The organism is Pseudomonas sp. S4_EA_1b, assembly GCF_016307435.1.
Lineage (GTDB): Bacteria > Pseudomonadota > Gammaproteobacteria > Pseudomonadales > Pseudomonadaceae > Aquipseudomonas > Aquipseudomonas rhodesiae.
Window position 1 is genome coordinate 15,144 of the sequence record NZ_JAEILC010000066.1, and the last position, 15,214, is coordinate 30,357.

Consider the following 15,214-nt stretch of genomic DNA (forward strand, 5'->3'; position numbering starts at 1 on the left):
TCGCCGCGCGTTCACCAGCAGGTTTTGCAGTGTTTCTAGAGGTTTGTATGGCGCCACGCAGCGTAGGAAGCTTCTGATAAAGCCTACGAATAGTATTTTTTTCTTATAGGTAAACTACCCCGCTCGCTGACGGTCTACACAAACGTAAATCGAGTGTTTATCTCCAGAGGTTCTAAACAGATGGCAGCAGTACTTGTCGGACAGTTCCATGCCAGAGATGCAGAAGGACGCGTGTATTCGGTGCATGAGTTCCAGGAATCCAACCCGGCCCAAGGCGACCTGGCTGGCTCGGCGCCTACCACCACCTACAAGCTGGCCATTGGCGATCGTGTAGAAAAACTGGAAGGCGACGAATTCAAACTGATTCAATCGGGGACGATTCTGGTCCGCGAGTCGCAAACCACCCTCGCTTCTTAAGATCGCGCCGTTTCTGCCTGCTCAGTCCTGGCCATTGATGGCATTGACTGGGCTGGGCGATCACGGTCGGCGGATCTCCGTCACTTCGGCATCAGCCTCACCCTCGACCTGTTTGAGCGTGACCATCAATTGCCCTCGCTCCCCTTCGACCGCATACAGTGATCGCGTGTAACCCGGCGCGCCATAAGCCGGATACGCCTGCACCTGACGCACCAGGGCAATGCCCAGCACCGCCCCCACCTGCTCGCTCACCTGCTCCTGGGAACGGATAAAGGTTTCCAGCGCCAGACTCTGCGGCAAGGGTTCGTCGTGACTACTCAAGAGATAAGCAGCCGTGCACCCCACGGTCAGAAGCACCAGGAGTTGCTTGGCCGTTACCCCAAAAAAGCGCGAGGGGATTGGCATGTGAGACCCGACCTGTTTTTGTTGTAAGTGCCGTTGGCGGCTTTGGTCATCGATGTTCGGACGCGCCATTCTAGTGGGGTCATGGCCGAAAGCCATAGGTGTGAGCGACCCGCGCAGTCTTTTTTGCGCATCGAGGCCCGCGCCATTGAAACCCCACGGCGCTGCACATAGACTCCGGCGATGCGTTTACGTCATATCGAAGTGATTCAGGCCATTTTGCAGACCGGACACCTCGGCACGGCCGCCGAGTGGTTGCAACTCCCCGTGGGCGATGTGGACGCAACGCTCAAGGATGCCGAGCATCAACTGGGCTTCATGTTGTTTGCCAGCGTGCGCGGGCGCCTACAGGCCACGCGCGAAACCCTGGAGTTGCAAGCCGACATCGCCTTGCTCTACGAAGCCCTGGAGCCGGTGCAACGCCTGGCCAGCCGCCTCAAACTCCATCACGCACCCACCCTGCGCGCCCTGTGCACTCCGCCCCTGGCCAATCAACTACTGCCGCAAAGCATTGCCGCATTGCGCCGGCGTTTTCAGGACACGCCGTGCAATCTGTCCAGCCAGCCGACGCGGGAGATCGTCAAAAGCCTGTTGCTGCGCGAGGCCGAAGTCGGCCTGAGCCTGCACGACCCCGAGCACCCGCAGATCCAATGCAATGTGCTGGCCCAAGGCAAGCTGCAACTGCTCGCGCCCCATGGCTGGCTCAAGCCCAAGCAGAAGTACATCGCCCTGCAGGAACTGGCCGGCCAGTCAATGATTGGCCTTGAAGGGCAAGACCCGCTCAGTCGTCTGCTGGACGCCAAGCTGCAAGCCCTGCGCCCGTTGCCCGTGGTGCAGACGCGGGTCCAGACCTATCAGATGATGCGCAGCATGGTAGAGGCGGGTGAAGGCTTGGCGATCGTCGACCCCTTCACCGCATACGGCGCTCGGGAGGCCGGACTGGATGCCTGCCCGGTGTCGCCGCCGATCATGGTCAGTCTGTATGCGCTGACGCTCAAGGACGCCACGCCCTCCCCGGCCTTGAATGCGTTGCTGGAGATCGTCACGCACAAGGCGCAAGCCCTGCTGGGCTGACTAAGCCTTGTCGACTTCGCTTTTGAACAGCCGATACCAGAAAATCGCCACTTCGCGGGTCTGCGGGTCGATGCCGCGATAGCGCAGGTGGTCGATCCCGCCCATCACATAGCCGCAGCGCTCATACAGGCGGCACGCGCCGAGGTTGTTGTTCTGGGTTTCCAGCACCATGCCCGGCAGGCTTTTCTTGCGGCTCCAGAACTGCGCCACATCCAGGAGCGCCTTGGCCACCCCGTGCCGGCGTGCTTGCAGCGCCACCGCCAGCTCGTCGACATGGGCAAAGCCGTTCCAATTGGTGCTGACGACGATGTGCCCCACCGGCTCGTCATCCAGGTAGGCCATAAAGATGGCGCTGTCGGGGGCGTTGCGGAAACTGGCGAACTCCTCCGGGTCGATGCCATAGCACTTGCGGTACGGCAGGATACGCTCCACCGGCCATTGATCGACCCGCTTACCCATCTGCGGCACGCCATAGCCACTGACTTCGAAGCTGAAATCATTGCCCCAGACATAAGCGTCAAAGCCTGCATCGGCGACCCGCACACTGAGCCCTGGATACTTCGGGTTCGTTACAGCTTGCATAGACATCCTTAACCTTTGATGCAATCGACGGTGTAACAACGACCACTGCCGCCGTCTTCGTGTTGTAACCCGTGAACATCCGCGACAAACCCAGGGAAACTGCTATCGAACGTGCGGGCAATTGCCAGGTAGTCGATGATCGACCGGGTGGACTCGGTAAAGCGTTCGCCCGGCATGATCAATGGGATGCCCGGCGGGTACGGCACCAGCATCACCGCTGCGACGCGCCCTGGCAAGGCATCGATGGAAACGGCCTCGACTTCGCCCCGGACCAACTGGTCGTAGGCGTCGGCTGGTTTCATGGCGATCTCCGGCAACACCGTGTACATGCGCTTGAGATGCTTGGCCGTGGCGTTGCTGCGGTAGCAACTGTGCAATTGGTTGCAGAGGTCGCGCAACCCCAGCCCCTGATAACGCACCGGCCCCTGGGCAAATACCGAGGGCAGACAACTGGCCAGGCTGACATTGGCGTCGTAGTTGCGTTTGAACTCCAGCAACTCGGTGAGCAAGGTACTCCATTTGCCTTTGGTGATGCCCATGGAAAACAGCACGAGGAAGGAATACAGCCCGGTCTTTTCCACTACCAGCCCACGCTCCCAGAGGAATTTGCTGACCACTGCGGCGGGAATCCCGCAATCGCTCAACGCACCGCCGGCCGTGAGACCGGGCATGACCAAGGTGACTTTGATCGGATCGAGCAATACGTAGTCTTCGGCCACGTCGCCGAAGCCATGCCAGTCATCTTCGGGATGCAACAGCCAATCCGCCGTGGCAACACGGTCGATGCCGGCCACCGAGGGCGGTTGCCAGATGGAAAACCACCAATCCTCGGCCGGAAGATGCTGACGCAGATTGGCCAGGGCGCGGCGAAAACTCAGGGCCTCATCGAACATTTCCTGCAACAGCGAGCGGCCGGCCGGGCCTTCCATCATGGCCGAGGCGACATCCAGCGAGGCGATGATGCTGTATTGCGGTGAGGTGGAGATATGCATCATGAACGCTTCGTTGAACCGATCGCGGTCCAACTGGCGCGCGCCGCCGTCCTGCACATGGATCATCGACGCCTGGCTGAAGGCCGCCAGCAGCTTGTGGGTGGAATGGGTGGTGAACACCAGCGGGCTGTCTACGGTGCGCGAGGTGCCCATGCCGTAACGTCCGGCGAAGAACTCGTGAAACGCCGCATAGGCGTACCAGGCTTCATCGAAATGCAGCACCTCGACGCTGCTGCCCAGTTGCTGCTTGATCAGTTCGGCGTTGTAACACAGGCCGTCGTAAGTGGAATTGGTCACCACCGCCAACTTCACCTTGGGTGGCCGACCTCGGGTCAAGGGGCTGGCATCGATCTTGGCGCGGATCGACTCGGGGCTGAACTCGCTGAGCGGGATGGGGCCGATGATCCCCAGCTCATTGCGCTCCGGGCACAGGTACAGGGGAATGGCGCCGGTCATGATGATCGAATGCAGTACCGATTTATGGCAATTGCGATCCACCAGCACCAGATCATCGCGACCGACCATGGAATGCCAGACGATCTTGTTGGCGGTGGAGGTGCCGTTGATCACGAAAAAGGTATGGTCGGCGCCGAAATTGCGCGCAGCACGGGCCTCGGCTTCGGCCAGAGGGCCGGTGTGGTCCAGCAACGACCCGAGTTCGGGCACCGAGACCGACAAGTCCGAGCGCAGGGTGTTTTCCCCGAAAAACTGATGGAACGCCTGCCCCACCGGGCTTTTGCGATAGGCCACGCCGCCGCCATGGCCGGGGGTGTGCCAGGAATAATTGGAGTCGGCGGTGTGCTGCACCAGCGCCTTGAAGAACGGCGGCAATAAGCCATCCAGGTAGGTGCGCGCCGCACGCGCCACTTGCCGGGCCAGGAACGGCACGGTGTCTTCGAACAGATAGAGAATGCCGCGCAATTGGTTGAGTTCGCTCATGGCATCGGCCGGGGCGTTCTCCAGAGTGACCTGCTCACCCAAGGCGAAGATCGGCAAGTTCGGCGCACGCAACCTGGCCAGACGGATCAGCTCTACCATGTATTGCAGCAGATGGGTGTTTTCACCGGCACCTTCGGCGGCGATCAGCATGCACGCCAGCCCGTGATGGGTAGACGCCACCAGCCGACCTTCGGCGTAGTCCACGGCGGAGAAAATACTGAACCCCTCTTGTTCCAACTCCTGGGCAATCCCCCTTACCCGGTCACCGGCAACGGTGTCGGCCTTGATGTCGCGGTGCACGATAAGGATGGGGAATTTCAGGTCTTTGTACATGAGAGCTTGTAGTCCTGAGGGCTATGCACTCAAGGGTAGAAGCTGGGAGCGGATGTGGCGAATGAAGATTTTGACGGTCAGCGATGGAAGGGAGCGAGCCCCCCTCGCGCATTACTGTTGGGTCAGTTGGGTCCACAACGCCGGCGCCCCGGCCGACTTGGCAATGGCTTCCAGGCGTGCCGCGTGCTCTGCCAGGTCCTGCTCGCTGGCGCGAATGATAGTGGTGGGCTTGCGGTCGGCTGGCAGGCGGCGAATCTCCGAAGGGCGATTGCCTGAACCTTCGGCCGAGCCGGCGCCATCGGACGCGTTACCGGCCAGGGACAGGCTGGTCTGCCCGCCGGTCATGGTCAGGTAAACGTCGGCGAGGATTTCCGAGTCGAGCAAGGCGCCGTGGAGTTCACGGCCGGAGTTGTCGACGCCATAGCGTTTGCACAGGGCATCCAGGCTGTTGCGCTGCCCCGGATGCCGTTCACGGGCCATCATCAGGGTGTCGAGGATCGAACAGTGCTGGGAGATGTCAGCGCGGTCGGTCTGCCCCATCAGGGCGAACTCGTTATTGATGAAGCCTACGTCGAACGCCGCGTTATGGATGATCAACTGGGCGCCGTTGATGAATTCGAAAAATTCATCGGCCACTTCGGCAAAACGCGGTTTGCCTTTGAGGAATTCGTCGGTGATGCCGTGAACGGCAATCGCGCCTTCGTCGCTGTCGCGATCCGGTTGCAGGTAGACGTGAAAATGACGACCGGTAAGGCGGCGCCCCATCAGTTCGACGCAGCCGATTTCAATGATCCGGTGGCCGTCGGTCACCGGCATGCCGGTGGTTTCGGTATCGAGTACAACAGATCGAATGGCCATCAGGGTTCAGCTCTCAACGGTGTGGGGTGGTTCAAAGCGCGCGATATTAACATGTCGACCGGCATCAGCCCTGCTTGTAGCCACGCACTTCATCGACACCCCGGTTGGCCAGTTGGTCGGCGCGTTCGTTACCGGGATGGCCGATGTGCCCGCGCACCCATTTCCAGGTGATGTCATGGCGATTGCATTGCTCATCGAGCAATTGCCACAAGTCGGCATTTTTTACCGGCTCCTTAGCGGCGGTTTTCCAACCGCGCTTCTTCCAGTTGACCATCCACTCGTTGATGCCCTTCATCACGTACTGCGAGTCGGTCACCAGCAACACGTTGCAGCGACGCTTGAGTTCTTCGAGGCCGCGAATGGCGCCCATCAGTTCCATGCGGTTGTTGGTGGTGTTGGCTTCGCCGCCCCACAATTCCTTCTCGACACCCTTGCAAACCAGTAAGGCGCCCCAGCCGCCTGGGCCGGGATTGCCTTTGCAGGCGCCATCGGTGAAGAGTTCTACGCTATCGGTCATCGGTTGCTCGGTCTGAAATCAAAAGAAGTTTTACGATTGGCTTTGCTTGCGGTTGACCTTGGCCATCGGCATTGGCACCAGCTTGCCTAGGGGTTCGCGTCGCGCCTGGCGTACCGGTCGCAACCCGACCGCGATCTTGCGCGCCACCAATAAATAGAAGCCGCCGCCCGACAACTGCCAGGCACCCGCCCTGCGCTCCCAGCCCGCCAGGCGAGCCTGCCACTTGGCCGAGGCAAGCGGCGGACGATAGCACCCGAAGCGGCGTTTCTCCAGCGCGAAGCCCAGCAGGTTGAGCCAGTCCCCCACCCGCGAGGGGGAGATGCAGCGCGCCTGGCGCAGGGCATCGTGAGCGAACACATGGCGCAGGCCCCAACTGCTCCAGGGGTTGATGCCGACAATCAGCAGATGCCCGCCAGGGCGGACGCTGCTCGCCGCTTCGCGCAGCAAGCCATGGGGTGACAGGCAGAAATCCAGGCCATGCTGCAACACCACCACATCGGCGGCGTGCTCGCTCAACGGCCAGGCTTGTTCCTCGCAGACAATTTCCACGCCCGGCAATGGCGCGCCAAGACGCACATTGCGCTGCACCTGCGGCGCGGCGGGCGGTGTTTGGGCCGAGGGGCCGTAATGCACCAGATAACCACCGAAAAACCGGCCCAACTCGTCTTCGAGCATGCGCCGCTCTTCATCCAGCAAAAATTGCCCGACCGGTCCGGACAACCATTCACGGGCCGCGCTGATCAGAGCCAGCCACTCAGGATCGGCCTGGGCGAACGCTTTATCAGTCATTGCATTCTCCAACTTGCCTAGACGTTCTAAGATGCACCAATGTGTTCAGCTTGGCGAATCGAAGAATGATACAGATCAGTGCCCTGCCCGCCTTCACCGATAACTACATCTGGTTGTTACAAGACCCCGGCACCCAGCGCTGCGCGGTGGTCGACCCCGGCGATGCCGCGCCGGTACTGGCTTGGTTGCAGCAGCATCCAGGTTGGTCCCTCACCGATATCCTCATCACTCACCACCACCACGACCATGTCGGCGGTGTCGAGCGTTTGAAAAGTGCAACAGAGGCCACCGTCTACGGCCCGGCAGATGAAAACATCCCGGCGCGGGATGTGGCTTTGCGCGACAACGACCGCGTCAGCGTGCTGGGCTGGGATTTCGACGTATATACCGTACCCGGCCATACCCTCGGCCATATCGCCTACTACCATGAGGGCGTGCTGTTCTGTGGCGATACCCTGTTTGCCGCCGGTTGCGGGCGCCTGTTCGAAGGCTCCCCCGAGCAGATGCACGCCTCGCTGCAACGCCTGGCCGCCTTGCCCGACGACACGCAGGTGTACTGCACTCATGAGTACACCCAGAGCAACCTCAAGTTTGCCGCGGCGGTGGAGCCGGACAACACCGACATTGCCGAACGAGTGGAGCATGTGCGCCAGCTACGGTCTCGCAATGAAATGACGCTGCCGTCCAATCTGGCCCTGGAAAAGCGTACCAACCCCTTTTTGCGCACCGCTGAAACATCCGTTAAACAAAAAGCGGACGAACGGAACGGACGCGACAACCGCTCTGGGGCCGAGGTGTTTGCCAGCTTGAGGGCATGGAAAGATAAGTTCTAAGTCGATGCAATCTGATACGCAATTTCTGAATGGTTGACCGGAACCTAAGTGCTTTCTAGAATCGCCCGACATTTTTGCCCGGAACTTACTTCCAGCCAATGTCGTCATCTATTCGTAAATCCAACCATTCAGACGCATTGACCCGCCTGGCTCAAGCTGTGGCGGTGGCCGTGTCCGCCACACTGGCGGGCTGCCAATCGACGAATTTCGCCGCACAATCCACCGTGCAACCCAAACCCAATCTTGCCGCCAAAATCAAACAGAAACCTATCTGGCTCTCCGAGAAGCCCAGCCCTGAAGTACCCCAGGACGTCTGGGAGCGCATGCGCCGAGGCTTCCAATTGCAGGAGGGTGTAGGCGTCAACCCGCGCATCGAGCAACAGCGTCTGTGGTTCGCGAGCAACCCTTCCTTTCTCGAAAACGCCGGTGAGCGCGGCAGCCTCTACATTCATTACATTGTCGAACGTCTTGAAGAACGCAACATGCCCCTGGAGCTGGCACTGCTGCCAGTGATCGAAAGTGCCTACAACCCAATGGCCTATTCGCGCAGTGATGCGGTCGGCCTGTGGCAGTTCATCCCCTCCACCGGGCGCTACTTCAACCTGCGCCAAACCCGCGCCTACGACGGCCGTCGCGACATCACCGCCTCCACCACCGCCGCCTTGGACTACCTGACCCGTCTGCACGACATGTTCAACGGCGATTGGCTGCTGGCCCTTGCCGCGTATAACGCCGGCGAAGGCACCGTCAGCCGCGCCATCGAACGCAACGAAAAGCTCGGCCTGCCAACCGATTACTGGAACCTGCCGCTGCCCCAGGAAACCAAGGACTACGTGCCCAAGTTCCTGGCGCTGTCCCAAGTGGTGCTGGCGCCCGAAGCCTACGGCGTCAACCTGAACCCGATTGCCAACACGCCGTACTTCGAAGTGGTTGAAGTCAAGCAAAGCATGGACCTGTCCCGGGTCGCCGCGCTGGCTGAAATCGACGAAGACGAGCTGTTCCAGCTCAACCCGGCGTTGAAACAACGAACCACCCTGGACGGGCCGCAGCATTTGCTGGTGCCCAGTTCCAAGGCGCAACTGCTCACCAGCACCCTGTCGACGATGAAGCCTGAAGAATTGCTGGCGATGCGTCCGAAAAAACAGGTATTCGACGAAGTCGAGACCGCGCGGGTGGCCGGCCGCACCCGCACCTATAAAGTGCGCAGTGGCGATAACCTGACGCTGATCGCCAAAGCCAATAAAGTCGATGTGCACGACCTGCAGCGCTGGAACCAGCTCAACGGCCAGGCCCTAAAAGTCGGCCAGACCCTGGTGATGCAGGACACCCGCAAGGTGGTGGCCAAGGCCGACAGCAAGAAACCGGTGCAGTACAAGGTCAAGAAAGGTGATTCGCTGTACATCGTCGCCAAGCGCTTCAACGTCGAGATGCAGCATCTCAAGCGCTGGAACCCGCGCACCGGCCAGGCACTGAAGCCAGGGCAAATGCTGGTGGTGTCTGGGCCGCGCTAACGCCTGAAGAACGCCGCAGAAACCATGTGGGAGGGGGCTTGCCCCCGATATTGGTGTGTCAGCCAGTGAATCTGGTGACTGGCACACTGTCATCGGGGGCAAGCCCCCTCCCACATTGCTCTCCAGTGTTTGCGACTGCCTTTTTCCAACCGGAACAAGCTGTTACTGTACCGACCATAAAGCCCAAGCCGCCTGGATCGGATCTCTGACTTGAAGCGTCCCCTCCTTCTACTAATAAGTCTGGCCTTGAGCTTCGCTGCGAACGCGACGATTACCGAAAGCCACGGTTATGCGCAGTTCGGCACGCTCAAGTACCCGGCCAAATTCACCCACTTCGACTGGGTAAACCCTGCGGCGCCTAAAGGCGGCACTTTGCGGGTGATGGGGTTTGGCACCTTCGATACTCTCAACCCCTATACTTTCAAGGGCTCAAGCCCGGTTTCCACGCCCAACTTCTCGCAATACGGCATCAATGAGCTGAACGAGCCGCTGATGGTCGGCACTGGCGAATATGCGCCGTCCGGCGATGAACCCACATCCAGCTACGGCCTGATTGCGCAGTCGGTGGAATACAGCGATGACCGCAGTTGGGTGGTGTTCAATCTGCGTCCGCAAGCGCGCTTCCATGACGGCAAGCCGATCACCGCCGACGATGTGGCGTTTTCCTATCGCACCCTGCTGACCGAAGGCCACCCGCAATACCGCACCAATCTGCAGGAAGTGGCGCGTGTGGATGTGCTCAACCCCCATCGAATCCGCTTTGTGTTCAAGCGCGCCGGCAACCCGTTGCTGATCCTGCGCCTGGGGGAGTTACCGGTGCTGCCCCAGCACTATTGGAAAAATCGCGATTTCAAGGCCACCACCTTCGAGCCGCCGCTGGGCAGTGGCCCGTACCGTATCAGCAAGGTCACGCCGGGCCGGCAACTGGTGTTCGAACGGGTCAAGGACTACTGGGGCAAGGATCTGCCGGTCAACCGGGGGTTCTACAACTACGACAAGGTCGACGTAGAGTTCTACCGCGACAGCGACGTGGCCTTCGAAGCCTTCAAGGCCGGCGAGTTCGACATTTATATCGAACACCAGGCCAAAAACTGGGCCAATGGATACAACTTCCCGGCAGTCAACCGTGGTGAGGTGATCAAGGCACAGATTGCCCACCAGATCCCGACCCAGAGCCAAGGCCTGTTCATGAACACGCGGCGCCCGACCTTCAGCCAGATCAAAGTGCGCGAAGCCCTGGGCCTGATGTTCGACTTCGAGTGGACCAACCGCACGCTGTTCAGCAACGCCTATAAACGCACCTTGAGTTACTACCCTAACAGCGAGTTCGCCGCGACCGGCCTGCCGGTCGGGCATGAATGGCTGATGCTGTCGCCCTATCGCGATCAACTGCCGCCTAACCTGTTCACCCAAGCCTTCAGCCTGCCCCAAACCGACGGACGCGGTATCCCGCGCGAGACCTTGCGCCATGCCCTGGCCCTGCTCGGTGAAGCTGGGTGGACATTGTCGGGGCAGCGTCTGCTGAACAAGGACGGGCAGCCGCTGCGCTTCGAGATCCTGCTGGTCAACCCGAACCTGGAGCGGATTCTGCAGCCCTACGTCGAGAACCTGATCAGCATCGGCGTCGATGCGCGCCTGCGTACCGTCGACCGTGCGCAATACAAGCAACGCCTGGATCAGTTTGACTTCGACATGATCCTGATCACCCTCAACCAGACCCTCAGCCCGGGCCTGGAGCAATGGCAGTACTTCCACTCCAGCCAAGCCGCGATCAAGGGCAGCAAGAACTACGCGGGCATCGCCAACCCGGTGGTCGACCATCTGCTGGAACAGCTGCTGGCGGCCCAAACCCGCGAAGAACAACTGGCCGCGGGGCGCGCCCTGGACCGGGTGCTGCTGTGGCAGCACTACAGCATTCCCAACTGGTACCTCAACTATCATCGCCTGGCCTACCGCAACCGGTTCGCCTTTGTCACCACGCCGCCCTATAGCCTGGGTCTGAGCGCGTGGTGGCTGAAAGCTTCGGAGAAAGCCCAATGATGTATTTGCGTACTGCACTCGTCAGCCTGTTGCTGTGCACCGCGGCCCACGCCGCGCCACAACATGCGTTGACGCTGTATAACGAACCGCCGAAATACCCCCACGATTTCAAACACTTCGATTACGTGAACCCGGATGCGCCCAAGGGCGGCACTTTCCGCGAATCGAGCATGGGCGGCTTCGACAGTCTCAACCCGTACATCAGCAAGGGCGTGCCCGCCGACAATATCAGCCTGATCTACGACACCCTGGCCATGCAAAGCCTGGACGAACCGATCACCGAGTACGGCCTGGTGGCCGGCAAGATCGAAAAAGCCCCGGACAACAGCTGGGTACGCTTCTACCTGCGCCCCGAAGCGCGCTTCCATGATGGCCACCCTATCCGTGCCGAAGACGTGGTGTTTACCTTCCAGACCCTGATCAAGGACGGCGCACCGATCTACCGCACCTACTACGCCGATGTCGACGACGTGGTGGCCGAAGACCCGCTGCGGGTGCTGTTCAAGTTCAAACGGACCAATAACCGCGAATTACCGCTGATCCTCGGCCAACTGCCGGTATTGCCCAAGCACTGGTGGGCTACTCGCGACTTTTCCCGGGGCAACCTGGAAATACCCCTGGGCAGCGGACCGTACAAGGTCGCCGAGGTCAAGGCCGGACGCATGATTCGCTACGAGCGGGTCAAGGACTATTGGGCCAAGGACCTGCCGGTGGCCAAGGGCTTTTACAACTTCGATTACCGTGTCACCGACTATTACCGCGACAACACGGTGGCACTGGAAGCGCTGAAGGCCGGGCAGTTCGACTATTGGCAAGAGATGAGTGCCAAGAACTGGGCCAACGCTTACAACATTCCGGCGGTCACCCAGGGCCGGCTGATCAAGGAAGAGATCCCCAACGGCAACCCAACCGGCATGCAGGGCTTTGTGTTCAATACGCGCAGACCGATGTTCCAAGATGTGCGGGTGCGCAAGGCCATCAGCCTGCTGCTGGATTTTGAATGGAGCAACAAACAGCTGTTCAACGGCGCCTACACCCGCACCCGTAGTTATTTTGAAAACTCGGAAATGGCCGCCACCGGCCTGCCGGGCCCGGATGAACTGGCCATCCTTGAGCCGTTGCGGGACAAAATCCCTCCCGAAGTCTTTACCCAAGCCTTCGAACCGGCCAAGACCGACGGCAGCGGCATGATCCGCGCACAGCAACGCGAGGCCTATCAGCTATTGCAAGAGGCCGGTTGGCGCATCGTCGACGACAAGATGGTCGACGCCCAAGGCAAACCGGTGACCATTGAGTTCCTGCTGGCCCAGACCGAGTTCGAGCGCGTGCTGTTGCCATTTAAACGCAACCTGGCGGACCTCGGTATCGACCTGGTGATTCGTCGCGTCGATGTGTCGCAATACATCAACCGCCTGCGCTCGCGAGACTTCGACATGTTGGTGGGCAGCTTCCCGCAATCGACCTCGCCGGGGAACGAACAACGCGAGTTCTGGAAGTCATCCAGCGCGGACAAGCCTGGCAGCCGTAACTACATGGGCCTCAAGGACCCGGCCATCGACCAACTGGTGGAAGCGTTGATCGACGCCGATTCGCGCAAAAGCCTGGTGGCCCATGCCAAGGCCCTGGATCGGGTGCTGCAGTTCGGTTACTACGTGATCCCCAACTGGCACATCAAAACCTTCCGCGTGGCGTACTGGGACCACCTCGGCCATCCAAAAACACCGCCGCGCTACGACGTCGGCACCGCCACCTGGTGGGCCAAACCCGAGGTCCAACCGGTAACCCCCGACAACACCACCCCCAGCGCCGACTCGGCAAGCGGAGGCGATTGAATGCTGGCCTATATTGTTCGCCGCCTGTTGCTGATTATCCCGACGCTGTTCGGAATTCTGCTGATCAACTTCGTCATCATCCAGGCGGCTCCCGGTGGCCCGGTGGAGCAGATGATCGCCAAGCTCGAAGGCTTCGAAGGCGCCACCAGCCGAATTGCCGGCGGCGGTGCCGAAGTCTCCGTGGCCGGCTCCAGCTACCGCGGCGCCCAGGGCCTGGACCCGGCGCTGGTCAAGGAAATCGAGAAGATGTACGGCTTCGACAAATCGGCGCCGGAACGCTTGTGGATCATGGTCAAGAACTACGCGCGCCTGGATTTCGGCGACAGCTTTTTCCGCGACGCCAAGGTCATCGACCTGATCAAGGAAAAACTGCCGGTGTCCATCTCCCTCGGTTTATGGAGCACGCTGATCATGTACCTGGTGTCGATCCCGCTGGGGATCGCCAAAGCCACGCGGCACGGCAGCCATTTCGATGTGTGGACCAGCTCGGCGATCATCGTCGGCTACGCGATCCCGGCGTTTCTGTTTGCGATCCTGCTGATCGTGGTGTTCGCCGGCGGCAGCTATTTCGACTGGTTCCCGTTGCGCGGGCTGACGTCCAACAACTTCGACGAGCTGAGCTGGGGCGGCAAGATCCTCGATTATTTCTGGCACCTGGCGTTGCCGATCACGGCGCTGGTGATCGGCAACTTCGCCACCATGACCCTGCTCACCAAAAACAGCTTCCTCGACGAGATCAACAAGCAGTATGTGATCACCGCCAAAGCCAAGGGGCTGACCAATCACCGCGTGCTCTACGGCCACGTATTCCGCAACGCGATGCTGCTGGTGATCGCTGGGTTCCCCTCGGCGTTTATCGGGATTTTCTTCACCGGCTCGTTGCTGGTGGAAGTGATTTTCTCCCTCGATGGCCTGGGCCTGATGAGCTTCGAAGCCGCCATCAACCGCGATTATCCGGTGGTGTTCGGCACGCTGTTTATCTTCACCCTGCTGGGGTTGATCGTGAAGCTGATCGGCGACCTCACCTATACCCTGGTCGATCCGCGTATCGACTTTGCCAGCCGGGAGCATTGAGATGAACCTGTCCCCCCTCAATCGCCGTCGGTTCGAACGCTTCAAGGCCAACAAGCGTGGCTGGTGGTCGCTGTGGCTGTTCTTGATTCTATTTGTGCTCAGCCTGGGCGCCGAGCTGATCGCCAACGACAAGCCCTTGGCCGTGCATTACGACGGCGGCTGGTATTTCCCTGCGCTCAAGCGTTACCCGGAGACCACGTTCGGCGGCGAGTTCCCTCTGGAGGCCAACTACAAGAGCCCGTATATCCAGGAACTGCTCAAAGCCAAGGACGCCTGGACGTTGTGGGCGCCGATTCCGTTCAGCTACCAGAGCATCAATTACGACCTCAAGGTGCCGGCGCCGGCTCCGCCCTCAAGCGTCAACCTGCTGGGCACTGACGACCAGGGGCGCGATGTGCTGGCGCGGGTGATCTACGGTTTTCGCGTGTCGGTGCTGTTCGCGCTGACGCTGACCGTACTCAGCTCGATCATCGGCGTGATCGCCGGCGCGTTGCAGGGCTTCTACGGCGGCTGGGTCGATCTGGCCGGGCAGCGCTTTCTGGAGATCTGGTCGGGGTTGCCGGTTCTGTACCTGCTGATCATTCTCGCCAGTTTCGTGCAGCCTAACTTCTGGTGGCTGCTGGGGATCATGCTGCTGTTTTCGTGGATGAGCCTGGTGGATGTGGTGCGCGCCGAGTTCCTGCGCGGGCGCAACCTGGAATACGTGCGTGCGGCGCGGGCCTTGGGTATGCAGAACGGCGCAATCATGTTCCGCCACATCCTGCCCAATGCCATGGTTTCGACCATGACCTTTATGCCGTTCATTCTCACCGGCGCCATCGGCACCCTCACCGCCCTGGACTTCCTCGGCTTTGGCCTGCCCGCCGGCTCGCCGTCCCTGGGCGAACTGGTGGCCCAGGGCAAATCCAACCTGCAAGCGCCGTGGCTGGGCATGAGTGCCTTTGCCGTGCTGGCGATCATGTTGAGTTTGCTGGTGTTTATCGGCGAGTCCGCTCGCGATGCCTTCGACCCGAGGAAATGA

The 15,214-nt window shown here is 60.4% G+C and carries 14 protein-coding genes; 8 read left to right on the top strand and 6 right to left on the bottom strand.

The window, feature by feature from the left end; translation table 11 throughout:
- Positions 1-180: 180 nt before the first annotated feature.
- On the top strand, positions 181-417 hold the full coding sequence (locus YA0848_RS20910; protein WP_016979714.1) for a hypothetical protein: 237 nt from the start codon (positions 181-183) through the stop codon (positions 415-417).
- A gap of 60 nt (positions 418-477) precedes the next feature.
- On the opposite strand, the gene YA0848_RS20915 is transcribed toward YA0848_RS20910, so the two are convergent.
- Positions 478-822: a hypothetical protein gene (locus YA0848_RS20915; RefSeq protein ID WP_040269478.1), complete on the bottom strand. Its 345-nt coding sequence runs from the start codon at positions 820-822 to the stop codon at positions 478-480.
- Positions 823-1,002: 180 nt separating this feature from the next.
- Between YA0848_RS20915 and YA0848_RS20920 the strand changes: the two genes are divergently transcribed.
- The gene (locus tag YA0848_RS20920; protein WP_034113162.1) at positions 1,003-1,893 is read left to right on the top strand and encodes a LysR substrate-binding domain-containing protein; all 891 of its coding nucleotides are present in this window, start codon (positions 1,003-1,005) and stop codon (positions 1,891-1,893) included.
- On the opposite strand, the gene YA0848_RS20925 is transcribed toward YA0848_RS20920, so the two are convergent.
- The 5 genes from YA0848_RS20925 to YA0848_RS20945 form a co-directional block, all read right to left on the bottom strand.
- Complete coding sequence (locus YA0848_RS20925; protein WP_034113161.1) at positions 1,894-2,475, bottom strand: GNAT family N-acetyltransferase; 582 nt, start codon at positions 2,473-2,475, stop codon at positions 1,894-1,896.
- An 8-nt stretch (positions 2,476-2,483) separates the two neighbouring features.
- Positions 2,484-4,739, bottom strand: coding sequence for an Orn/Lys/Arg decarboxylase N-terminal domain-containing protein (locus YA0848_RS20930; protein WP_198712572.1), 2,256 nt, complete (start codon positions 4,737-4,739; stop codon positions 2,484-2,486).
- A 111-nt stretch (positions 4,740-4,850) separates the two neighbouring features.
- Positions 4,851-5,591, bottom strand: coding sequence for a DNA polymerase III subunit epsilon (dnaQ, locus tag YA0848_RS20935; protein ID WP_167389906.1), 741 nt, complete (start codon positions 5,589-5,591; stop codon positions 4,851-4,853).
- A 70-nt stretch (positions 5,592-5,661) separates the two neighbouring features.
- Positions 5,662-6,114 carry a ribonuclease HI gene (gene rnhA / locus YA0848_RS20940; RefSeq protein ID WP_034097030.1) on the bottom strand — a complete coding sequence of 151 codons (453 nt, stop codon included), beginning with the start codon at positions 6,112-6,114 and terminating at the stop codon, positions 5,662-5,664.
- Between the two features lie 30 nt (positions 6,115-6,144).
- Positions 6,145-6,903 (bottom strand): methyltransferase domain-containing protein, encoded by a 759-nt coding sequence (locus tag YA0848_RS20945; RefSeq protein WP_034097029.1) that lies wholly within the window; start codon positions 6,901-6,903, stop codon positions 6,145-6,147.
- Positions 6,904-6,968: 65 nt separating this feature from the next.
- On the opposite strand from YA0848_RS20945, the gene gloB reads away from it, so the two are divergent.
- The 6 genes from gloB (at position 6,969) to YA0848_RS20975 (ending at position 15,214) form a co-directional block, all read left to right on the top strand.
- Positions 6,969-7,736: a hydroxyacylglutathione hydrolase gene (gene gloB, locus YA0848_RS20950; RefSeq protein ID WP_034097028.1), complete on the top strand. Its 768-nt coding sequence runs from the start codon at positions 6,969-6,971 to the stop codon at positions 7,734-7,736.
- 98 nt (positions 7,737-7,834) lie between these two features.
- Complete coding sequence (locus YA0848_RS20955) at positions 7,835-9,247, top strand: lytic transglycosylase domain-containing protein (RefSeq protein WP_034097027.1); 1,413 nt, start codon at positions 7,835-7,837, stop codon at positions 9,245-9,247.
- Between the two features lie 210 nt (positions 9,248-9,457).
- On the top strand, positions 9,458-11,287 hold the full coding sequence (locus YA0848_RS20960) for an extracellular solute-binding protein (protein WP_047881911.1): 1,830 nt from the start codon (positions 9,458-9,460) through the stop codon (positions 11,285-11,287).
- Entirely contained in the window at positions 11,284-13,119 is a 1,836-nt protein-coding gene (locus YA0848_RS20965; RefSeq protein ID WP_198712573.1) for an extracellular solute-binding protein, read from the top strand. Before YA0848_RS20960 ends, YA0848_RS20965 begins: the two co-directional genes overlap by 4 nt.
- Positions 13,120-14,193, top strand: a complete 1,074-nt coding sequence (locus YA0848_RS20970; RefSeq protein ID WP_034097024.1) for a microcin C ABC transporter permease YejB — start codon at positions 13,120-13,122, stop codon at positions 14,191-14,193.
- 1 nt (position 14,194) lies between these two features.
- Positions 14,195-15,214 (top strand): ABC transporter permease, encoded by a 1,020-nt coding sequence (locus YA0848_RS20975; RefSeq protein ID WP_012723835.1) that lies wholly within the window; start codon positions 14,195-14,197, stop codon positions 15,212-15,214.